Annotated in this window: 11 protein-coding genes; 7 read left to right on the top strand and 4 right to left on the bottom strand. The window is 55.4% G+C overall.

Going from position 1 to position 16,742, the window contains the following annotated elements:
* The first annotated feature begins 52 nt into the window (after positions 1–52).
* The 3 genes from ACN08Y_RS00335 to ACN08Y_RS00325 all read left to right on the top strand — a co-directional run bounded on the left by ACN08Y_RS00335 (position 53) and on the right by ACN08Y_RS00325 (position 4,307).
* Positions 53–604 carry a DUF3817 domain-containing protein gene (locus ACN08Y_RS00335; RefSeq protein ID WP_419110748.1) on the top strand — a complete coding sequence of 184 codons (552 nt, stop codon included), beginning with the start codon at positions 53–55 and terminating at the stop codon, positions 602–604.
* A 167-nt stretch (positions 605–771) separates the two neighbouring features.
* Positions 772–2,364, top strand: a complete 1,593-nt coding sequence (gene guaA, locus ACN08Y_RS00330) for a glutamine-hydrolyzing GMP synthase (protein WP_419110747.1) — start codon at positions 772–774, stop codon at positions 2,362–2,364.
* Between the two features lie 632 nt (positions 2,365–2,996).
* Positions 2,997–4,307 (top strand): GH25 family lysozyme, encoded by a 1,311-nt coding sequence (locus ACN08Y_RS00325; RefSeq protein ID WP_419111542.1) that lies wholly within the window; start codon positions 2,997–2,999, stop codon positions 4,305–4,307.
* A gap of 218 nt (positions 4,308–4,525) precedes the next feature.
* Here ACN08Y_RS00325 and ACN08Y_RS00320 read toward each other — a convergent pair whose 3' ends face one another.
* Genes ACN08Y_RS00320 through ACN08Y_RS00310 form a run of 3 tightly spaced genes read right to left on the bottom strand, consistent with a single transcriptional unit; the run spans position 4,526 to position 8,892 of the window.
* Positions 4,526–6,241 (bottom strand): glycoside hydrolase family 13 protein, encoded by a 1,716-nt coding sequence (locus ACN08Y_RS00320; protein WP_419104920.1) that lies wholly within the window; start codon positions 6,239–6,241, stop codon positions 4,526–4,528.
* A 60-nt stretch (positions 6,242–6,301) separates the two neighbouring features.
* Entirely contained in the window at positions 6,302–8,026 is a 1,725-nt protein-coding gene (locus ACN08Y_RS00315; protein ID WP_419111541.1) for a glycoside hydrolase family 13 protein, read from the bottom strand.
* Positions 8,027–8,061: 35 nt separating this feature from the next.
* Positions 8,062–8,892 (bottom strand): endonuclease/exonuclease/phosphatase family protein, encoded by an 831-nt coding sequence (locus ACN08Y_RS00310; protein WP_419111540.1) that lies wholly within the window; start codon positions 8,890–8,892, stop codon positions 8,062–8,064.
* A gap of 343 nt (positions 8,893–9,235) precedes the next feature.
* Here ACN08Y_RS00310 and ACN08Y_RS00305 point away from each other — a divergent pair, with 343 nt between their 5' ends.
* From ACN08Y_RS00305 to ACN08Y_RS00290, 4 genes are all read left to right on the top strand, one after another.
* Complete coding sequence (locus tag ACN08Y_RS00305) at positions 9,236–10,813, top strand: alpha-glucoside-specific PTS transporter subunit IIBC (RefSeq protein ID WP_419111856.1); 1,578 nt, start codon at positions 9,236–9,238, stop codon at positions 10,811–10,813.
* A 92-nt stretch (positions 10,814–10,905) separates the two neighbouring features.
* Positions 10,906–11,673 carry a MurR/RpiR family transcriptional regulator gene (locus ACN08Y_RS00300; RefSeq protein WP_419099358.1) on the top strand — a complete coding sequence of 256 codons (768 nt, stop codon included), beginning with the start codon at positions 10,906–10,908 and terminating at the stop codon, positions 11,671–11,673.
* A complete protein-coding gene (locus ACN08Y_RS00295; protein ID WP_419099359.1) occupies positions 11,670–12,128 on the top strand; it encodes a cell shape determination protein CcmA in 459 nt (152 codons plus the stop codon). Before ACN08Y_RS00300 ends, ACN08Y_RS00295 begins: the two co-directional genes overlap by 4 nt.
* A gap of 195 nt (positions 12,129–12,323) precedes the next feature.
* Entirely contained in the window at positions 12,324–16,256 is a 3,933-nt protein-coding gene (locus ACN08Y_RS00290; RefSeq protein ID WP_419111539.1) for a DNA helicase, read from the top strand.
* A 289-nt stretch (positions 16,257–16,545) separates the two neighbouring features.
* On the opposite strand, the gene ACN08Y_RS00285 is transcribed toward ACN08Y_RS00290, so the two are convergent.
* Positions 16,546–16,728, bottom strand: coding sequence for an FmdB family zinc ribbon protein (locus tag ACN08Y_RS00285; RefSeq protein ID WP_419099361.1), 183 nt, complete (start codon positions 16,726–16,728; stop codon positions 16,546–16,548).
* Positions 16,729–16,742: the final 14 nt, after the last annotated feature.

The raw sequence follows: 16,742 nt of genomic DNA, 5'->3' as shown, positions 1-16,742 counted from the left end.
AATCCGGTAACTGGCGCAGAAGAACGAATTAACCCACGAAAGAGGGAACAAGGTGACTGAAGAACCTACCCCCCGCCCGGTCAATCGGACCGATGGCAAGAAAGTAACCCTAGCAGAGGGCAAAGCTGAGGCAAATACACGCGGTGGTTTTACCGTTCGCAAGAAGTTTGGCGGAACGGAGGCCCAGATTCGTGGTGCTCTCACCTTCTATAAGTGGTGCGCCTGGATATCGGGTATCTTCTTGTTGCTGCTGGTTGCTGAGATGATTACGCGTTACATCGTTGGTTATGACCTTATTGCGGGCGGAAGGGATGCGCAGACCGGGCAGAGCCTTGCCCTGGGCTGGCTGAATAGGGAAACCGGTAACCTGCACGGCGGTGTAAATATTTCCACCTGGGTTCTGATCGTTCACGGCTGGTTTTACGTCATTTATCTGATTTCTTGTTTCCGTCTTTGGCTGCTGATGCGCTGGGCATTGCCGCAGATGATTGTGATGGCCTTAGGTGGCGTGGTCCCCTTCCTTTCCTTCATTGTTGAGCACAAGATTCATGCGGAAACCCTCGCCCTGCTCGATTCCAACCCGCAGGCAACTAAACGGTATTAGCCCGGTAGCTACTGCAACTGTTGACAGGTTGGGGGGATGCCTGCCAGCCAGACCCCAATCTGCTTTAGAATAAGACCTATGGAATTCCCTGGGACCGGATCTTTCGGTTGCCGCTGAGCGTGTACCGTCTATCTGGTCCAAACCCACAACCGAAAAGGTAAACATCTGTGACTACTCACACCCCCAACGAGGAGCTGGATCAGCGCCCGGTATTGGTCGTTGATTATGGCGCCCAGTATGCGCAGCTGATCGCCCGCCGCGTGCGAGAAGCTGGTGTCTATTCGGAGCTGGTGCCTCACACCATGCCAACCGAGAAGATGCTTGCTAAGAACCCTGCAGCCATCATTCTTTCTGGTGGCCCCTCATCTGTTTATGAGGAAGGTGCACCCAAGGGTGACATTGCCCTCTTTGAAGCTGGCGTACCCGTATTTGGTATCTGCTATGGTTTCCAGGTCATGGCCCAGACGCTGGGTGGCAAGGTCGCCCAGACCGGTTTACGTGAATATGGCGCAACCGACGCTGTCCTGTGCGCGCAGAACTCTTCTTTCTTGACCGGTACCCCTGCCACCCAGAACGTGTGGATGAGCCACGGCGACTCTGTGGCTGAAGCCCCCGAAGGTTTTGAGGTTCTGGCTAAGACCCCGGGCGCGACTGTTGCCGCGTTTGTGGACGAGAAGCGTAAGCTCGGTGGCGTGCAGTGGCACCCCGAGGTTAAGCACTCGGACTACGGACAGCTTGCTCTTGAGAACTTCCTGTTTGAGGTTGCGGGTCTGGAGAAGTCCTGGTCAACCGGCAACATCATTGATGAGCAGGTTGCCAAGATCCGGGAGCAGGTAGGCGATGACCAGGTTATCTGTGCTCTGTCTGGCGGCGTTGATTCCTCTGTTGCGGCCGCTCTGGTGCACAAGGCTGTGGGTGATCAGTTGACCTGTTTCTTTATCGACCACGGTCTGCTCCGTGAGGGTGAGCGTGAGCAGGTGGAGCAGGATTACGCCTCCACCATGGGTATCAAGGTTGTAACTATTGATGAGTCTGAGCGGTTCCTTGGTGCCTTGGCAGGTATCACTGAGCCTGAGGCTAAGCGTAAGGCTATTGGCCGCGAGTTTATCCGGTCCTTTGAGGCTGCTCAGCGCAAGCTGATTGAAGAGGCTGGCGCTGAGGGCGGGGACATCAAGTTCTTGGTGCAGGGCACCCTTTACCCCGATGTGGTGGAGTCCGGTGGCGGCGAGGGCGCGGCGAATATCAAGTCGCATCACAATGTGGGTGGCCTCCCCGATGATTTGCAGTTTGAGCTGGTTGAGCCTCTGCGTACGCTGTTCAAGGATGAGGTTCGTGCTATTGGCCGCGAGCTGGGTGTTCCCGAGAAGATTGTTGCGCGTCAGCCTTTCCCCGGCCCCGGTTTGGGTATCCGTGTGATTGGTGAGGTGAACAAGCATAACCTGGATATTCTGCGTGCGGCCGATGCGATCGTGCGTCAAGAGCTGACCGCTGCGGGTATGGATGAGCAGATTTGGCAGTGCCCTGTGGTTCTGTTGGCTGATGTGCGTTCTGTGGGTGTGCAGGGTGATGGCCGTACTTATGGACATCCGATTGTGTTGCGCCCGGTGTCATCTGAGGACGCTATGACCGCAGATTGGTCACGTTTGCCCTATGACCTGTTGGCCAAGATTTCTAACCGGATTACTAATGAGGTGGCTGAGGTCAATCGAGTGGTTCTGGATGTGACTTCAAAGCCTCCGGGAACAATTGAGTGGGAATAACAAAAATTTTCCCCACCTGGGGAAAATAAAATTTTTGTTATTCGCCGAGCATAGCGAAGCGGTGAGGCGGGAAACAGCACAAGCGTAGCGGGTTCCTCTACTTCAATTTTTCGCCCAAGGGTGGGAAATAATGATTGATGTATGCCGAGGTCTTAGCACAGTGTTGAGCCGGTGTCTGTGTGATTCTGGCAAGCAGTTTCAGCCTGGATTCTTGAATTGTGAGAGTTTTCGTCTCATCTAGTGAATGGGTAGGTGCCTGGAAGGTTCCTACCCATTCTTTTATGCGCAGGGGGTTACAAATTGGGGGAGAGCAGTTAGTTTATTAAGGGAGCTGTTTACCACCCCCCTCGGGTAGGCAGCCCTTCTTCCTGCATATTTCCCCCTAACTGGAAAACGACACACACATGTACCCTTTAACCTTGAGCGGGCCACCCCCACGGCCCGTGAACAGTAGTTTTCTTAAGATAGCTCTTGCGAGTATTGTGCTGGCTCTTGGCAACTGCTTGCCAGCGGCTCATGCCTTGGAGGCTCCGGAGCCCGATGCGGCGTCTTTGCCTGCTAGCGCTTACCAAAGTGATTCAGCGCCACCTGAGCCTGGGAGTAAGAGCCCTGGCGCCCAGATGGGCCAGGGCTTGAAGAAAGCCCAGAGCTGGCGTGCTGAGCAACTGGGAAGGGACACAGGTGATGACGTTCAGTCCCAGACCCCTCAGTCCCAGACCCCTCAGGCTGATGCGCTAGGGGTGTACGGCCTGGACGTATCGGGCTGGCAACCTTATATTGACTGGCAAATGGAGTATGCCAAGGGTGCTCGTTTTGCTTATGTCAAGGTGTCGGAGGGCAACTACTATACGTCTCCTACTTTCTCCTCCCAATATGGGGGTGCCCAATCAGTTGGTATGCCGCGAGGCGGCTACCATTTTGCCCTGCCGACTCAGTCGAGCGGTGCTGAACAGGCCCGTTTCTTTGTGGCAAATGGTGGTGGATGGAGCCCCGATGGTAGGACTCTGCCCGGCCTGTTGGATATTGAGTACAACCCTTATAGCCAATTCGGTAACATCTGTTTCAATATGACTCAGGCACAGATGGTTGCTTGGATCGATGATTTTGTTCAGACCTACAAAGCCTTGACCGGCCGTTACCCTGCTGTTTATTCAACCACTGACTGGTGGCGAACCTGTACGGGGGATACTCCCCGTTTTAACTACCTGCCCTTGCACCTGGCCAGTTACAGTAGCCTCCCGGGGGCTATGCCCTCGGGCTGGTGGACCTACGATATCTGGCAGTACTCATCGACCGGCCCCTTTGCTGGGGACTCTAACTATTTCAACGGGTCAGTGCGCGATTTAAGGGCTTTCGCAACATTCTTTAATTACAAGCCGGTGGGTGGTGTTTCGCCCTATCAGAGCCCTGCTGCCTTCCGGGACGTCTCGGCTAGCCACGTTTTCGCTGGTGAAATTAATTGGTTGGCTTCTGCAGGCCTTACGCGGGGCTGGCCTGATGGTACTTTCCGACCTGAGGCGAGTATCTCGCGTGAGGCCATGGCCGCCTTTATCTACCGTATGGCTGGTTCGCCTGCTTATACGCCGCCGCAGGCTTCTCGTTTCCGTGATGTTCCTGTGACTCACCCCTTCTATAAAGAAATTAACTGGTTGGCTGACCGCGGCATTAGCCAGGGCTGGCCCGATGGAACTTACCGGCCTGGTGAGAGTATCTCGCGTGAGGCTATGGCGGCTTTCTTCTACCGCTTAGCTGGTGAGCCTGCTACCAGTGCTGGTTCGGTCTTCTCCGATGTCTCTGCCCAGCATGCTTTTGCTCGTGAGATTAGGTGGTTCGCTGATCAGGGTATTACTCAGGGCTGGGCCGATGGTACGTTCCGCCCACAGGCACCAACGACTAGGGCAGCTATGGCGGCTTTCATGTACCGCTACACTTACCGTCCCTAGTATGTGATCTATCCATTTCCGAGTGGCTCACAGCTACAAAGAGCCCCGCCCCCGTGATAGGGGCGGGGCTCTGACTCTGCGGAGACCTTTGAGGTGCTGGTAGAATCACAAAGCTTGAGGTGCTTGAGCCGAAGCTGAAACAGGGGCTCAAATCAGCAGTCAGGGGCTTGTGCACCCAAAATATCTAGCGAATATAAATGATGGTGCGCTCCTGGAAACTAAGCAACTACTCGATAGATCTTTGCCTCGTAGGGGCGCAGGGCGCTCCCGGCATCATCTGCATAGTTGCTCAGTACTAGCTCTACCCCCGGTAGTGCTGCCAGCTCAAATTCGCGAGTCAGCTCACGGTCGGTAAAGTTAGCGACCACGAGCAGTTTCTCCCCTTCACCGTGACGTTCGTAGGCGTAAACTTCGGTGTCCTCAGGGGCAAGAGGAACAAAAGTGCCGTAGACCAGCAGGTCTTTAAGCTCACCTCGGCGCAGGGCTAGGAGCTGACGGTAATGGTGCCAGAGTGAGTCGGGGCGGCTCATTGCTTCTTCAGCGTTGATGTCCACATAGTTGGGGTTCAGCCCAATCCAGGGTTCAGCGGTACTGAAGCCGGCCTTGTGCCCAGCTGACCACTGCATGGGGGTGCGGGCATTATCTCGACCCTTGAGATGTATGAGAGCCATAGCCTCATCGGCGCTGATCTGCTGGCGCTGGGTGACAAGATCGTCGTAGAAGTTGATGGAGTCGAGGTCCTTGTAATCCTCAATCGACTCGAACTTCACGTTGGTCATGCCCATTTCTTCGCCCTGGTAGATATAGGGAGTACCCTGCATGCCGTGAAGTACTGTTGCCAGCATCTTGCCGGATCGCTCCCGGTATTCGGGGCTGTCGTTCCCAAAACGGGAGACGATGCGGGGCTGGTCGTGGTTGTTCCAGTAGAGTGAACCCCAGGCCTTGCCTGCCAGCTCAAGCTGCCAGGTGTTGAGAACCTGTTTGAGGGCGGTCAGTTCAAGGGGCTGATATGACCATTTGCCCTCACCGGGGGCGTTATCCAGGCCGACGTGCTCAAAGTGGAAAATCATGTGGAGCTCATCGGAGGTGAAGCCCGAGAACTGAACTGCATCCTGGGGGCTGGTGCAGCTCATCTCACCCACGGTCATGCAGTCGTAATGGTCAAAGGTTGCCATATTCAGCTCGTGCATCCATTCGTGAACGCGGGTGCCGTTTTTGATAACAAAGGGGATAGATGAGCTGTGCTTGTCGGGCACAACCGACGGGTCATCGGGTAAGCCCTCGGGCTTGGAGATAATGTTGATAGCGTCCAAGCGGAAACCGTCAACACCCTTATCGAGCCAGAAGTTCACCAGGTCGAAGATTTCCTGGCGCACGGCGGGGTTCTCCCAGTTCAGGTCGGGCTGCTTAACCGAGAACATGTGCAGGTACCACTGGTCTGTATGTTCGTCGTACTTCCAGGCGGGCCCGCCAAATTCGCTACCCCAGTTGTTGGGGGGTAGGGGCTTACCTTCAGCATCCACACCGGAGGAGTCGCGCCAGATGTAGTAGTTGCGGTAGGGGTTATCCCGGCTTGAGCGGGCCTGCTTGAACCACTCATGCTCGTCGGAGGAATGGTTGACGACCAGATCCATGAGAATTTTGATGCCCAGTGAATGGGCGGTCTCCAGCATGGTGTCGAAATCTTCCATGGTGCCGAACTCGGGCATAATGGCTCGGTAATCGCTGATGTCATAGCCCATGTCGTCGTTGGGTGAAGCAAAGACCGGGGAAAGCCAGATGACGTTGATACCTAGCTCTGCTAGATAGGGCAGGCGGGCTGTGATACCCGGGATATCGCCGACACCGTTGCCGGTGGAATCCTGGAAGCTACGGGGCCAAATCTGGTAGACGACCGCTTCTTTCCACCATTTTTTACCTGAATTATCTGCCATGGGTGCTCCTTGTTGTGCGTGCTTAGATCTTATGGGATAGGGGTTAAGGCCAGCTTACCGTCAGGCTTGGTAGAGATAGACTTTGGCCTCGTAGGGTCGCAGGGTGTTTTGGGTGTCATCGGGGTAGTTAGATGTCAGCAGAGTATGTTCTCCTGCGGGTTCTTGATAGGTGCGCTCCAGGGTGCTATCGGTGAAGTTGGCAATGACCAATAGAGTCTCTTGCTCCGATGCGCCGGTACCGTGCCGGTAGTAGGCGTAGACCTGCTCATCCTTGGGGTCTAGGAGCTCATAGGTCCCGTTGACCATGATCGGGTGCTGGCGGCGGAGGGCAATGAGCTGCTGGTAGTGGTAGAAGACCGAACCGGGGTCAGCGAGTGCCTCTTCCGCGTTGATTTCGGTGTAGCGGGGGTTGAGTTTGAGCCAGGGTTTTCCGCCTGTAAACCCTGCGTGGGCTTCTGCCTTCCACTGGATAGGGGTGCGGGCATTATCGCGCCCGGACTGAGAAATGTAGCGGAGCATATCTTCGTGGCTGACCAGCCCGGAGCCAACCAGCTTGCGGTAGGCATCGTGAATCTCGATGTCCTTGTAGTCCTCGATGTTTTCAAAGTAGACGTTGGTCATGCCGAGTTCTTCACCCTGGTAGATGTAGGGGGTGCCCTGTAAACAGTGGAGTACGGTGCCGAGCATCTTGGCTGAGAGTACCCGGTATTCGGGCGAGTCGTTGCCAAAGCGGGAGACCGCGCGGGGCTGGTCGTGGTTGTTCCAGTAGAGGGCGTTCCATGCTTTACCGGACAGGTCGTTTTGCCAGCGGCTGAGGGTGTCTTTGAGGTCTACGAGCTTGAAGCGGGTGTCGTTCCACTTACCCAGGGCCGGGTTAGGGTTGCCGTCCAGGCCCATGTGCTCAAACTGGAAGAGGGTTTGGAGTTCGCCCCGGTCAAAGCCGGTGTAGAGCAAGCCATCTGCGGTATCGACGTGTGGAGTTTCGCCCACGGTAATCACGGGGTACTTGCTAAGAACTTCACGGTTCATCTCTTGAAGGAACTCGTGGACGCGGGGACCGTTGGCCACCATACCCAGCGAATCGGTCTTAGACCCAGCGGCCACAGCCGGGTCATCGGGGTAGGCAGGGTCCTTGGAAATGAGGTTAATGACATCCATGCGGAAGCCGTCTACGCCCTTATCCAGCCAGAAACGCATAAGGTCATAGACCTCCTGGCGGACGGTGGGGTTCTCCCAGTTCAGGTCTGGTTGTTTGACTGAGAACATGTGTAGGTAGAACTGTTCTGTAGTCGGTTCCCATTCCCAGGTGGACGGTGAAAAAGCGGCAATCCAGTTGGTGGGCGGGATTGGCTCTCCCCGTTCGGTATACCCGGCGGGGTCTTTCCAGATGTAGTAGTCGCGGTAGGGGTTATCCTTACTGCTCTTGGCCTGGATGAACCACTCGTGTTCATCGGAGGTGTGGTTGACAACCAAGTCCATCATGATTTTGATACCCGCTTGGTGAGCGGCGGCCAGTAGGGTATCGAAGTCGTCCATGGTGCCAAACTCAGGCATAATGGCCCGGTAATCGGAAATGTCGTAGCCGTTATCATGGTTGGGTGACTTGTAGATGGGGGAGAGCCAGATAAGGTCTACCCCCAGCCTGGCCAGGTAGGGAATCTTCTCGGTGATACCGGGTAGGTCACCGATGCCGTCGCCGTTGGAGTCTTTGAAACTGCGTGGGTAAATCTGGTAGACAACGGGTTCCTGCCACCAGGCTGTTTCGCGGTGAGATGGGGCGGTCATGGGGTACCTTCCTCAGACTGTAGGAGAGAAACGATTTAGAGGTTGAGAGTGAGCAAAAGCCCGGAGTGGTCCGAGATAGCCTGATCTGATGTATCGGGAAACACCACGCTGTGCTGGGCCACGTCAAGAGGCTGGTTGGCTAAGACCAGGTCAATCCGGAGGGCTTGGGTGAAGTTAGTCCAGCCGTGGATAGCCTTATGCACAGTATGCTCCCCTTGAATCTGGCTTGCGGTCAGATAGGTATCGTGCCAGCCCAAAGACCGCATGAGCGCGTACCCCTCATCGGTTACCTCTGCCGCATTATTGAAGTCACCGGCAAGTAATACTGTCTCAGAGCCAGCAAGCTCTCTGAGAGACCTATTGAGAATCTCAAATTCCTGTGCAAAGAGCGAGGCCCCCTCTACTTCCCACCAGCTCATGTGGGCGCTTGTAACCCACAGGCCACCGTGCTCAGCGCCCAGCTTGGCAGCAATGACGACCCTGCGCGCAACGTCCTGATCCGTGTAAGTAGGGGACACATCGATACACTCAAGCCTTTGCATCGGCGCGCGAGTGAGCAGCGCGACCCCCTCGTCATAGCGCTCAAAACCGAGATGGGAGACCGCCCAGGCCCAGTGGTAGGGGCGATCTAGCTCTGCCAGGAATTGGTTGAGCAGTAGCGCAAAATTGTCCTGACGCACGGGGCGGTCAGCCCCGCCCGCATACCCCAGCGGATGCTCAAGGATGGGGGAGTGGATAAACTGGTTAACCTCCTGCAAGGCCACGGCATCAATTTTTTGTTGGACGATAAACTGCGCCAGCTCATAGATTTTGGAAACCTGGTGAATCTCAAGCCAACTGTGGGTATTGAGGGTTAGGAGCTTCATAGCGGCCTCGGCTCATTCTTTCGTGCCCTGACATTTTCTCTGCTCCATTTATCCTAGGTAAAACCCCGCCATAGCGCCCCCGGTAGTAGGGGCCCCGGGGCCGGTATTTTTACCGGCTCCCGTAAAACGTGCCAGTTCGTGGCATTAATTCCAAAGTGAGTACAAGCGGGGGACTAATAGAACAGAGGGTGATTAGATAGGCCTAGTACTTACACGGTCAGCACTTGACAGATCCCGCTTGCCCCAGAGGCAAAGGGACAGGTGCGACCTACACACGAAAGGTTCTTATCCGATGATGGAGAAGATTCAGAGGTTCGGCTCGGCCATGTTAGCCCCCGTCCTCATCTTTGCATTCGCCGGTCTTGCCGTTGGTATCGCTATCATCTGCAAGAACGAGCAGCTTCTAGGCGGTATTGCCGCTGAGGGTACCGGCTGGTATAACTTCTGGTCAGTCTGGGAGTCAGGAGCCTGGACCGTCTTTAACCAGATGGAATTCCTCTTTGTTCTGGGTCTTCCTATTGCCTTGGCGAAGACCGCTCAGGCCCGCGCGGTTCTTGAAGCGGGTATGGTTTACCTGACCTTCAACTACTTCGTTGCTTCAATCCTGAGCATCTGGGGCGAGAACTTTGGCGTTGACTACAGCGTAGATCTTTCAGAAGGTGCTGCCGGTACCGGTCTGAAGATGATTGCCGGTATCAAGACTCTGGACACCGGTATCTTCGGTGCTATTATCATCTCCGCCATCGTGGTCTGGCTGCATAACCGCTACTTCGGCACTAAACTTCCCGATTTCCTGGGTATCTTCCAGGGTACCCAGTACGTCTACGGTCTGGGCTTCTTCCTCATGATGCCTGTAGCTCTTGCCTTTGTCATGGTCTGGCCTACCATTCAGACCGGTATCGGGTCTCTCCAGGGCTTCTTCATGAACTCTGGTGTGTTCGGTGTTTGGCTCTACACCTTCCTAGAGCGCATCCTGATCCCCACCGGCCTGCATCACTTCATCTATACACCTTTCGTCTTCGGCCCGGCTGTTGTTCCCGATGGCATCACCAAGTACTGGGTTGCTAACCTGGATACCTTTGCTAACAGCACCACTCCCGTCAAGGAACTCTTCCCCGGTGGCGGTTTTGCCCTGCACGGTAACTCCAAGGTCTTCGGCCCTCTGGGTATTGCAGCGGCTTTCTTCACCACCGCTCGCCCCGAGAAGCGCAAGGAAACCCTGGCACTGCTAATACCGGTTTGCTTGACCGCAATGCTGATTGGTATTACCGAGCCCCTGGAATTTACCTTCCTCTTCCTTGCACCTCCGCTCTTCGCCGTACACGCGGTTCTCGCGGCAACAATGTCCGCTACCATGTATGGCTTCGGCGTTGTGGGCAACATGGGCGGCGGTCTGATTGACTTCCTCTTCCAAAACTGGATCCCCATGTGGCCCAACCACTCAGGTATGGTGCTGACCCAGATTGCTATCGGCCTCTGCTTCACTCTTATCTACTTTGTGGTCTTCCGCTTCCTCATCCTCAAATTTGATTTCAAGACCCCCGGGCGTGAAGCCGATGGCGGCCAAACCAAGCTCTACACCAAGGCTGAATACAAGGAAGCCAAAAAGAAGGGTGCGATGGGGGCTGAGGACGCCGCTGCGGGTCTTGCTACCGCAGAAGCAACCGACCCCTACACCCAGCGAGCAAGCGACTTCCTGGCTCTCTTGGGCGGCCCTGAAAATATCGCCCAAGTCAATAACTGCGCGACCCGCCTGCGAATCTCCGTTGATAACCCCGAGCTGGTGGGAACCGAAGCTGACTTTAAGTCAGCAGGCGCGCTTGGCCTGGTCAATAAGGGTAAGGCCCTGCAAGTCATTGTGGGTATGGACGTGCCCCAGGTCCGTGACAAGTTCGAGGAACTGGTCAATAACGGTAAATAAGGCCTAGCCATTTATTTTTCCCATCGAGGGCTTCTGAGAAAACACCTATACTGTAATCAACGCAGTGACCGTGAAAGACTCAGGAGCCCTTGGTGGATTTACAAGAACTTGTCAACGCGCACCAAAGCCGTTTGAGCGACACCGAACGCGAGATACTCGCTTTCATGTTGAACAACGAAGAGTTTGTCGCCGATTCCACTATTAGCGCCCTGGCGCACAGGACTTTCACTTCAACCTCCAGCATCATCAGGTTGACCAAGAAACTGGGTTTCTCGGGTTTTGCCGAGCTAAAGTTCTTTGTCAAGAACTCCCTAGCTGGGCCCACGACTCCTCCTATTGATTTTCTGGAAAGCGGGCGCAACGACATCCTCACAACCTATGAGGGGTTGATGGCTACCGACTTCACGCCTATTGTGCAGAAGATTGACACCGCACGAACTATTTACTGCTACGGCACCGGGTTCGCCCAGCGGACCGCGATTCAGGAGTTCTCCAAATCGTTGCTAACCTGCGGAAAATTTACACACGTTATCCCTGCTTCGAGTGAGTTCAGGGGCAGCATCGGGGTGATGAAACCAGAAGACCTGGTGATTATTGCTTCCCTGTCCGGTGAAACCGAGAGTGCCCTACCCACAGTTCGGGCATTGGCCTCGCGGAAGGTGCCCATGATCGCTATCACGGCTCTGGGTGTTAACTCTATTTCGGCAGTGGCTGAGCACGCCCTTCACTATGAGAGCACCCCGACCGTGACCAGCATCCATACGGAGCCCTTCCACTCTTTTGTGACCTTGAGCGTGCTCTTGGACTATATCGTTCGCCAGTACATCCAGTACCTTGACCTTAAAGAAAAAGATTCATGAATTCCATCTTCTACGCCCTGCGTAATACCCAAAAACTGCGAACCTTTATGTTCTGGTACTGGATCGTTAGCCCCTTTATCTACTTTTCCTACCAGTATGCAGTGTCCCAAAGTGCGCAGGTGAGTATCAGAGAAATGCTCAACCAACCTGCTATTGCTCTAGCATTTATCACCAGCTGTATTTCAATTATTATGGCCGGTCTGCTTAGGGGTGCTGAGGTCGAGAACGAAAGCACAGAGCGTATTTTTGGCATTTTTGCCCTGGCGCAACAATTACTGGTCGGTAATATTCCCGGATTTTTGTTGAGCTATTTTTATACTCGTTCCCTCTGGGACGCCACTGGCGAGCCCTTCGCCCCCCGCATGAAGTGGGTGCTCCTGGGCGGCATGGCACTTATTGGCTTTCTCTCTTTGCTCGTTTTGGTCGCAAATTTTAACCTCTATATTGCAGGCTAGATAGGTTCCTAACCATCCCGGGGATTCTGCTCTCATCAGGAAAAGCTTGCCGCGTGAAGTCTTATTAAGTCATGGTCACACTTTCTCGAGTACAGCGGAAAGATAAGCCGCAACCAGTCTTTACTGCAGTAGTAGCTTGAAGGAGCAACTATGATAGTAGAGACATAAAAACGTGCAGAAAGCCAGAGTATTTCAGTGAACGAGCAGGTTGCACCCAAACCAGCCTTGGGACATGACTATGCCCAGCCCCCTACCCCCCAATCAACCCGGGGGGATACTGGCGTTGGCACCGTAGCTGAGCACGCCCCAGATTCCTCCCCTGCGGTCACTGACGACCAGACCACCGCCCAGATCCAGGCTGGCCTTGAGGCCTGGGCTGAGCAGATGGAAATCTACACCGGCCCCGATGCCATGCTTGACTTCAATCAGGTTGACTATGTGCATATTGATTTGACTGAGGCAAATTCGTCGGGTGTTGCTCAGATGTTCATGGGGCGCAAGACCCGCCTATCGACCATTCTGCGCGATAAAGCAAGACTAGAAAGCGGCATGGTTGCCGCCCGGGCCTTACGCACTAAAATCTTTGAGCTGGCCACCAGCCACGGGCTAGACGCCGGCTACTTCGTAGCGGGTACAGCCTCCTGGCTCTCCCACGACATTCGTGAGGGCCGCATGATAGGGGAGAAACGTTTTATTGCCCCTATTCTGATGGCACCGCTCAGCCTGACCCCGCACCCCACCAGCGATGACTTTGAGGTTCAGATAACCGGCCCCGCCCAGCTGAACCCCGCTATGGTACGTCAAATCAAAAAAGAGTACGGGATTAACCTGGGCACCATGGACGTTGCTCAGCTAGCAAACTCCATGAGCAAGCTGGACCCAGAGCCCGTGATTGAGAGAATGAGGGCAACTACCGGGAATATCCCCGGCATGACCATTCAGTCCAACTATTTCATCTCAACATTTGCTGACCTGAAAGAAAGCACGGGTGAACTGCCGGCTGATGCCCACACCGATCTGGTGCGTGATATAGCCCAGCTCAAGCTCAACCCGCTTGAGAAGCCTTTTGTGGCACCGATTTATAACAACCGGCCCTCACTGGATACCCGTGACCCCGACACCGACATGCTGGTGCTTGACGCCGATGCCAGAGCTCAGGAAATCGTTGACTTAGCGCACCAGGGCCACTCCATGACCGTAACAGCGGCACCGGGCACCGATCAGCTGGGTACCGCAGTCAATATAGCGGCGGCCCTTATCCACCAGGGTAAGTCTGTTCTGGTGGTCGGTGAGAAGCGCTCAACCCTGGCAGATTTTAGCCGGGTACTCAACCGGGTTCACATGACTGATTTGGCCTTCACACTATTGGTTGAGCGGAGTCCAGAAGAGTACCGCCAGGAGTTTATTCAGGCGATTATTCGCGATGAGAAAGCACCCGCCCCAAACGTCAGCGAGATTCACCGGGAGCTTGTCGAAACCCGCAATAAATTACGCGGCCACACTGAGTCATTGCGCTTTACCGAGTCGCGCTGGGGTTGCTCAGTTTACGATGCCCTACAGACCCTAGCGGCTCTCACCGCGCAGGAAGAGCCCCCCGCCACCCGTGTGCGCCTACCCCGCAAGACTATGGACGCTCTGGTGTCCCGTAGCGCTACCGTTCAGCGCCTGCAGAGGTACGCGGAACTGGGAGGTTTTCGCCCCTCGACCCGTGTCTCGGCCTGGTATAAGGCTAAGCTGGCCAGCGCCGAAGATACCGCTGCGGCTCACAACCTGGTTAAGAGTCTGAGTGCCTCGCTGGCAAATGTTTCGGCCAAGATGCGGCTGATGGCTGATGAGACCGGTATGGAACAGGCCACCACCATGGACGACTGGGGCCTGCAACTTGATTTACTGGAGAGAATTTCGGAGACGCTGACCTACTTCAGGGCAGATATTTTTGACCGCCCGGTCACCGATTTAATTGCGGCAACCGCCAGCAGCACCTGGCGGCGCGAGCACGGCATCGAGATGTCAAGCATTCAGCGTACCCGCCTGCGTAAGACCGCTAAGGAACATATTGTCCCTGGTGAGTCTGTTCTAGACCTTCACGAGAGCCTTTTCATTGTTCAGGGCCAGCGGGAGGAATGGATTACCTGGGTTAAGGACCAGCGCCTTCCTCTAATTCCCCGGAACCTGGCTGAGTTGCGTGCTGATTACATGCGCCTGCTCGATGAGTTTACCGGTCTAGCTATCGTGCTAGAGGATTCACCGGCTGGTACCCGTTTCGCTCAGACCCGTTTGAGTGCACTTGAGAATCGCCTAAATTCTCTGGTGGAGGATCAGTGGTTGCTCCAGACCTTGCCAGAACGCGAAAGCCTCTACCGCCAGCTGTCCGAGATGGGGCTCTCGGAACTGCTTGCCGACTTTTATGAGCGCCAGCTTGATGCTGGGGCTGTCCCAGCTGAACTTGAGTTGGCCTGGTGGCAGACTGCTTTGGAAATGATGCTGGCTTCGCAAGAGCTTGAGATTCTCAACGGTGATGCCCTACGTGCCCTCGAGACCCGGTTCCGCAGGGCTGACTACTCCCATGTCTCATCGGGGCCCGCGCGCCTGCACGCCGCTGTAGCTGATACCTGGCGACGTCGGATCCAGGAAGAAGAACAACAGACGGCTTACCTGCGGAGCCAGCTCAAGGCACACGAGTTTAACCTGGGACAGGTGCTGACACACTCACCTAAGATGGCAACCACGCTGCTACCCTTATGGATTGCAAGCCCCTTCTCGCTATCGGGCAAGGTACCAACCAGCATGCGTTTTGATGCGGTAATCCTCCTCGATGCTGAGTCCACTCCGCTCGCGGCAAACCTGCCTGCTCTCATTCGCGCTGAACAGGTTATTGCCTTGGGTGACCCGCACAGCGGTTTCCCTGCACCCTTTATGGTCTCTGCTGTTGCACGGAACGCACCCCCTGTCCGTGACCAGAAGATTGTCAGCACCTTTGAGGCGCTGTCACGGATACTACCGGGGCGTAGCCTCTCTACCGTAAACCGTGCTGTGGATTCGGCACTCTTTGCTTATCTCAACGAGCACTTCTATCGGGGCGAGCTATCAAGCTACCCCTGGGGCGAAGAGATCACCGATGACACTCCGGCCCTAACCGTGGAGTATGTCAACGTCACCGGCAAGGTTTCTGAGAACGCCAGCCTTGATTCGCCCAGCCCGGAGGTGCAAAAAGTCGCCGAGATGGTGATTGAGCACGCTTACCGTACCCCCAGGCAGACCCTGGCGGTTGTGACCGCTACAGCTCGCCATGCCCAGCGTATCGCTGAGGCTGTGCGTCAGATGCTGGTACGCTACCCGCAGTTCACACCCTTCTTCGCTGCTGGTGATGAGTCCTTCCGTGTGGTCGATGTGTCTCGCGCGGTTGATATGGAACGCGACGTCATTATCTTCGCTTTGGGGGCTGGAAAACTTGCCCAGGGAGCGGCCCACCACTTTGGGCATCTATCTGAGCGGTACGGTCGTGAGAGCTTTGTGCTAGCTATGACCCGGGCTCGTCACCTCACCCGTTTTGTCACCTGTCTAAGCCCGGAAGACCTAGACCCCCAACGCCTCGAGTACGGTGCCTTCGATGTCTACCGCCTACTTCTTGCCTACCGCAAAGAGCAGGAAGCCAAGGCTCAGCGGCAGATGGCTGGCCCGATTACCGATCAGTTGCCGGTCAATGAGTTCCTCACTAACGATCACCTCGAAGCAATTGATATGGGGGACTGGCTGCTCAATGATCTCTTGCGCCGGTTGAACCCTCAGTCCACGACCTTGCACCAGTCGCCGGTTCCGCTGCTGTCGCTGGTGATGACCAGTGATCAGGATTCACTGCTTGCCGGTGCGATGGCTAGCCCACGTACACGTAAGCTGATGAGCGGTCAGGAACATGTCATTCCTGCTCGGGTGCCTTTGGCTCTTATCTCCGATGGTTCTGACGCCTATGCGGCTTTGAGCGTGCGTGAACGGTCCCGCCTGATTCCTGAGCTTTTAGCCCGTACTGGCTGGAATCATATGACCTGCTGGACCATTGAGGCCTTCTCTGACCCCGAAGCTGTTGTCCGCCGAATCAACAGCTACCTGGGCCTGGGGAAAGACAGCTAGCGCATGACTGCCTCAGAGAGCGCTCCGGAAGAGAGCAAGGATAATACTCGGTTCAGTCCGGTTCCTCGGCCTAGACGGGGCAACCGTCGCGCAAGGGGGGGCTCCCCCATCGGGGGGAAAGAACCCCGCCTTGCAGGTCTAGAGCCTCCTGTACGTCAGCTAGCACCTGAAAATGACGCTCTAGCAACCTGGCTCAAAGAGCAACGCCCACCGCACTACGAATAGGCACAAACACAAGAAGGCTCCCTCACCCCTATAGTGGGGGAGCCTTCATCCGTTTATGGCCTTTTTACTTGCTTTTATCGTTGGCGTAGAAGCCTGAGCCTTTAAAGACCACACCGACCTGGCCAAATTTCTTGCGGAGGGTGTCCTGCCCGCAGGACGGGCAGGTGGTGAGAGCTTGATCGCTAAAAGACTGGTGCTGTTCAAATAGGTGGTCGCAATTCTTGCACTGGTAGACGTAAACCGGCACAGTCGCTCCATTTC

It is taken from the genome of Rothia sp. P5764, from assembly GCF_048512965.1.
Taxonomy (GTDB): Bacteria; Actinomycetota; Actinomycetes; order Actinomycetales; family Micrococcaceae; genus Rothia.
Note: the sequence above shows the minus strand (reverse complement) of the source record. Positions and strands in the feature narration are given on the sequence as shown.

What these genes read in the sequence shown, in the direction of transcription:
- ACN08Y_RS00320 (WP_419104920.1), bottom strand. Translation starts at nt 6,241, where the DNA reads ATGGCAGATAATTCAGGTAAAAAATGGTGGAAAGAAGCGGTCGTCTAC.
- ACN08Y_RS00315 (WP_419111541.1), bottom strand. Translation starts at nt 8,026, where the DNA reads ATGACCGCCCCATCTCACCGCGAAACAGCCTGGTGGCAGGAACCCGTT.
- ACN08Y_RS00310 (WP_419111540.1), bottom strand. Translation starts at nt 8,892, where the DNA reads ATGAAGCTCCTAACCCTCAATACCCACAGTTGGCTTGAGATTCACCAG.
- ACN08Y_RS00295 (WP_419099359.1), top strand. Translation starts at nt 11,670, where the DNA reads ATGAATTCCATCTTCTACGCCCTGCGTAATACCCAAAAACTGCGAACC.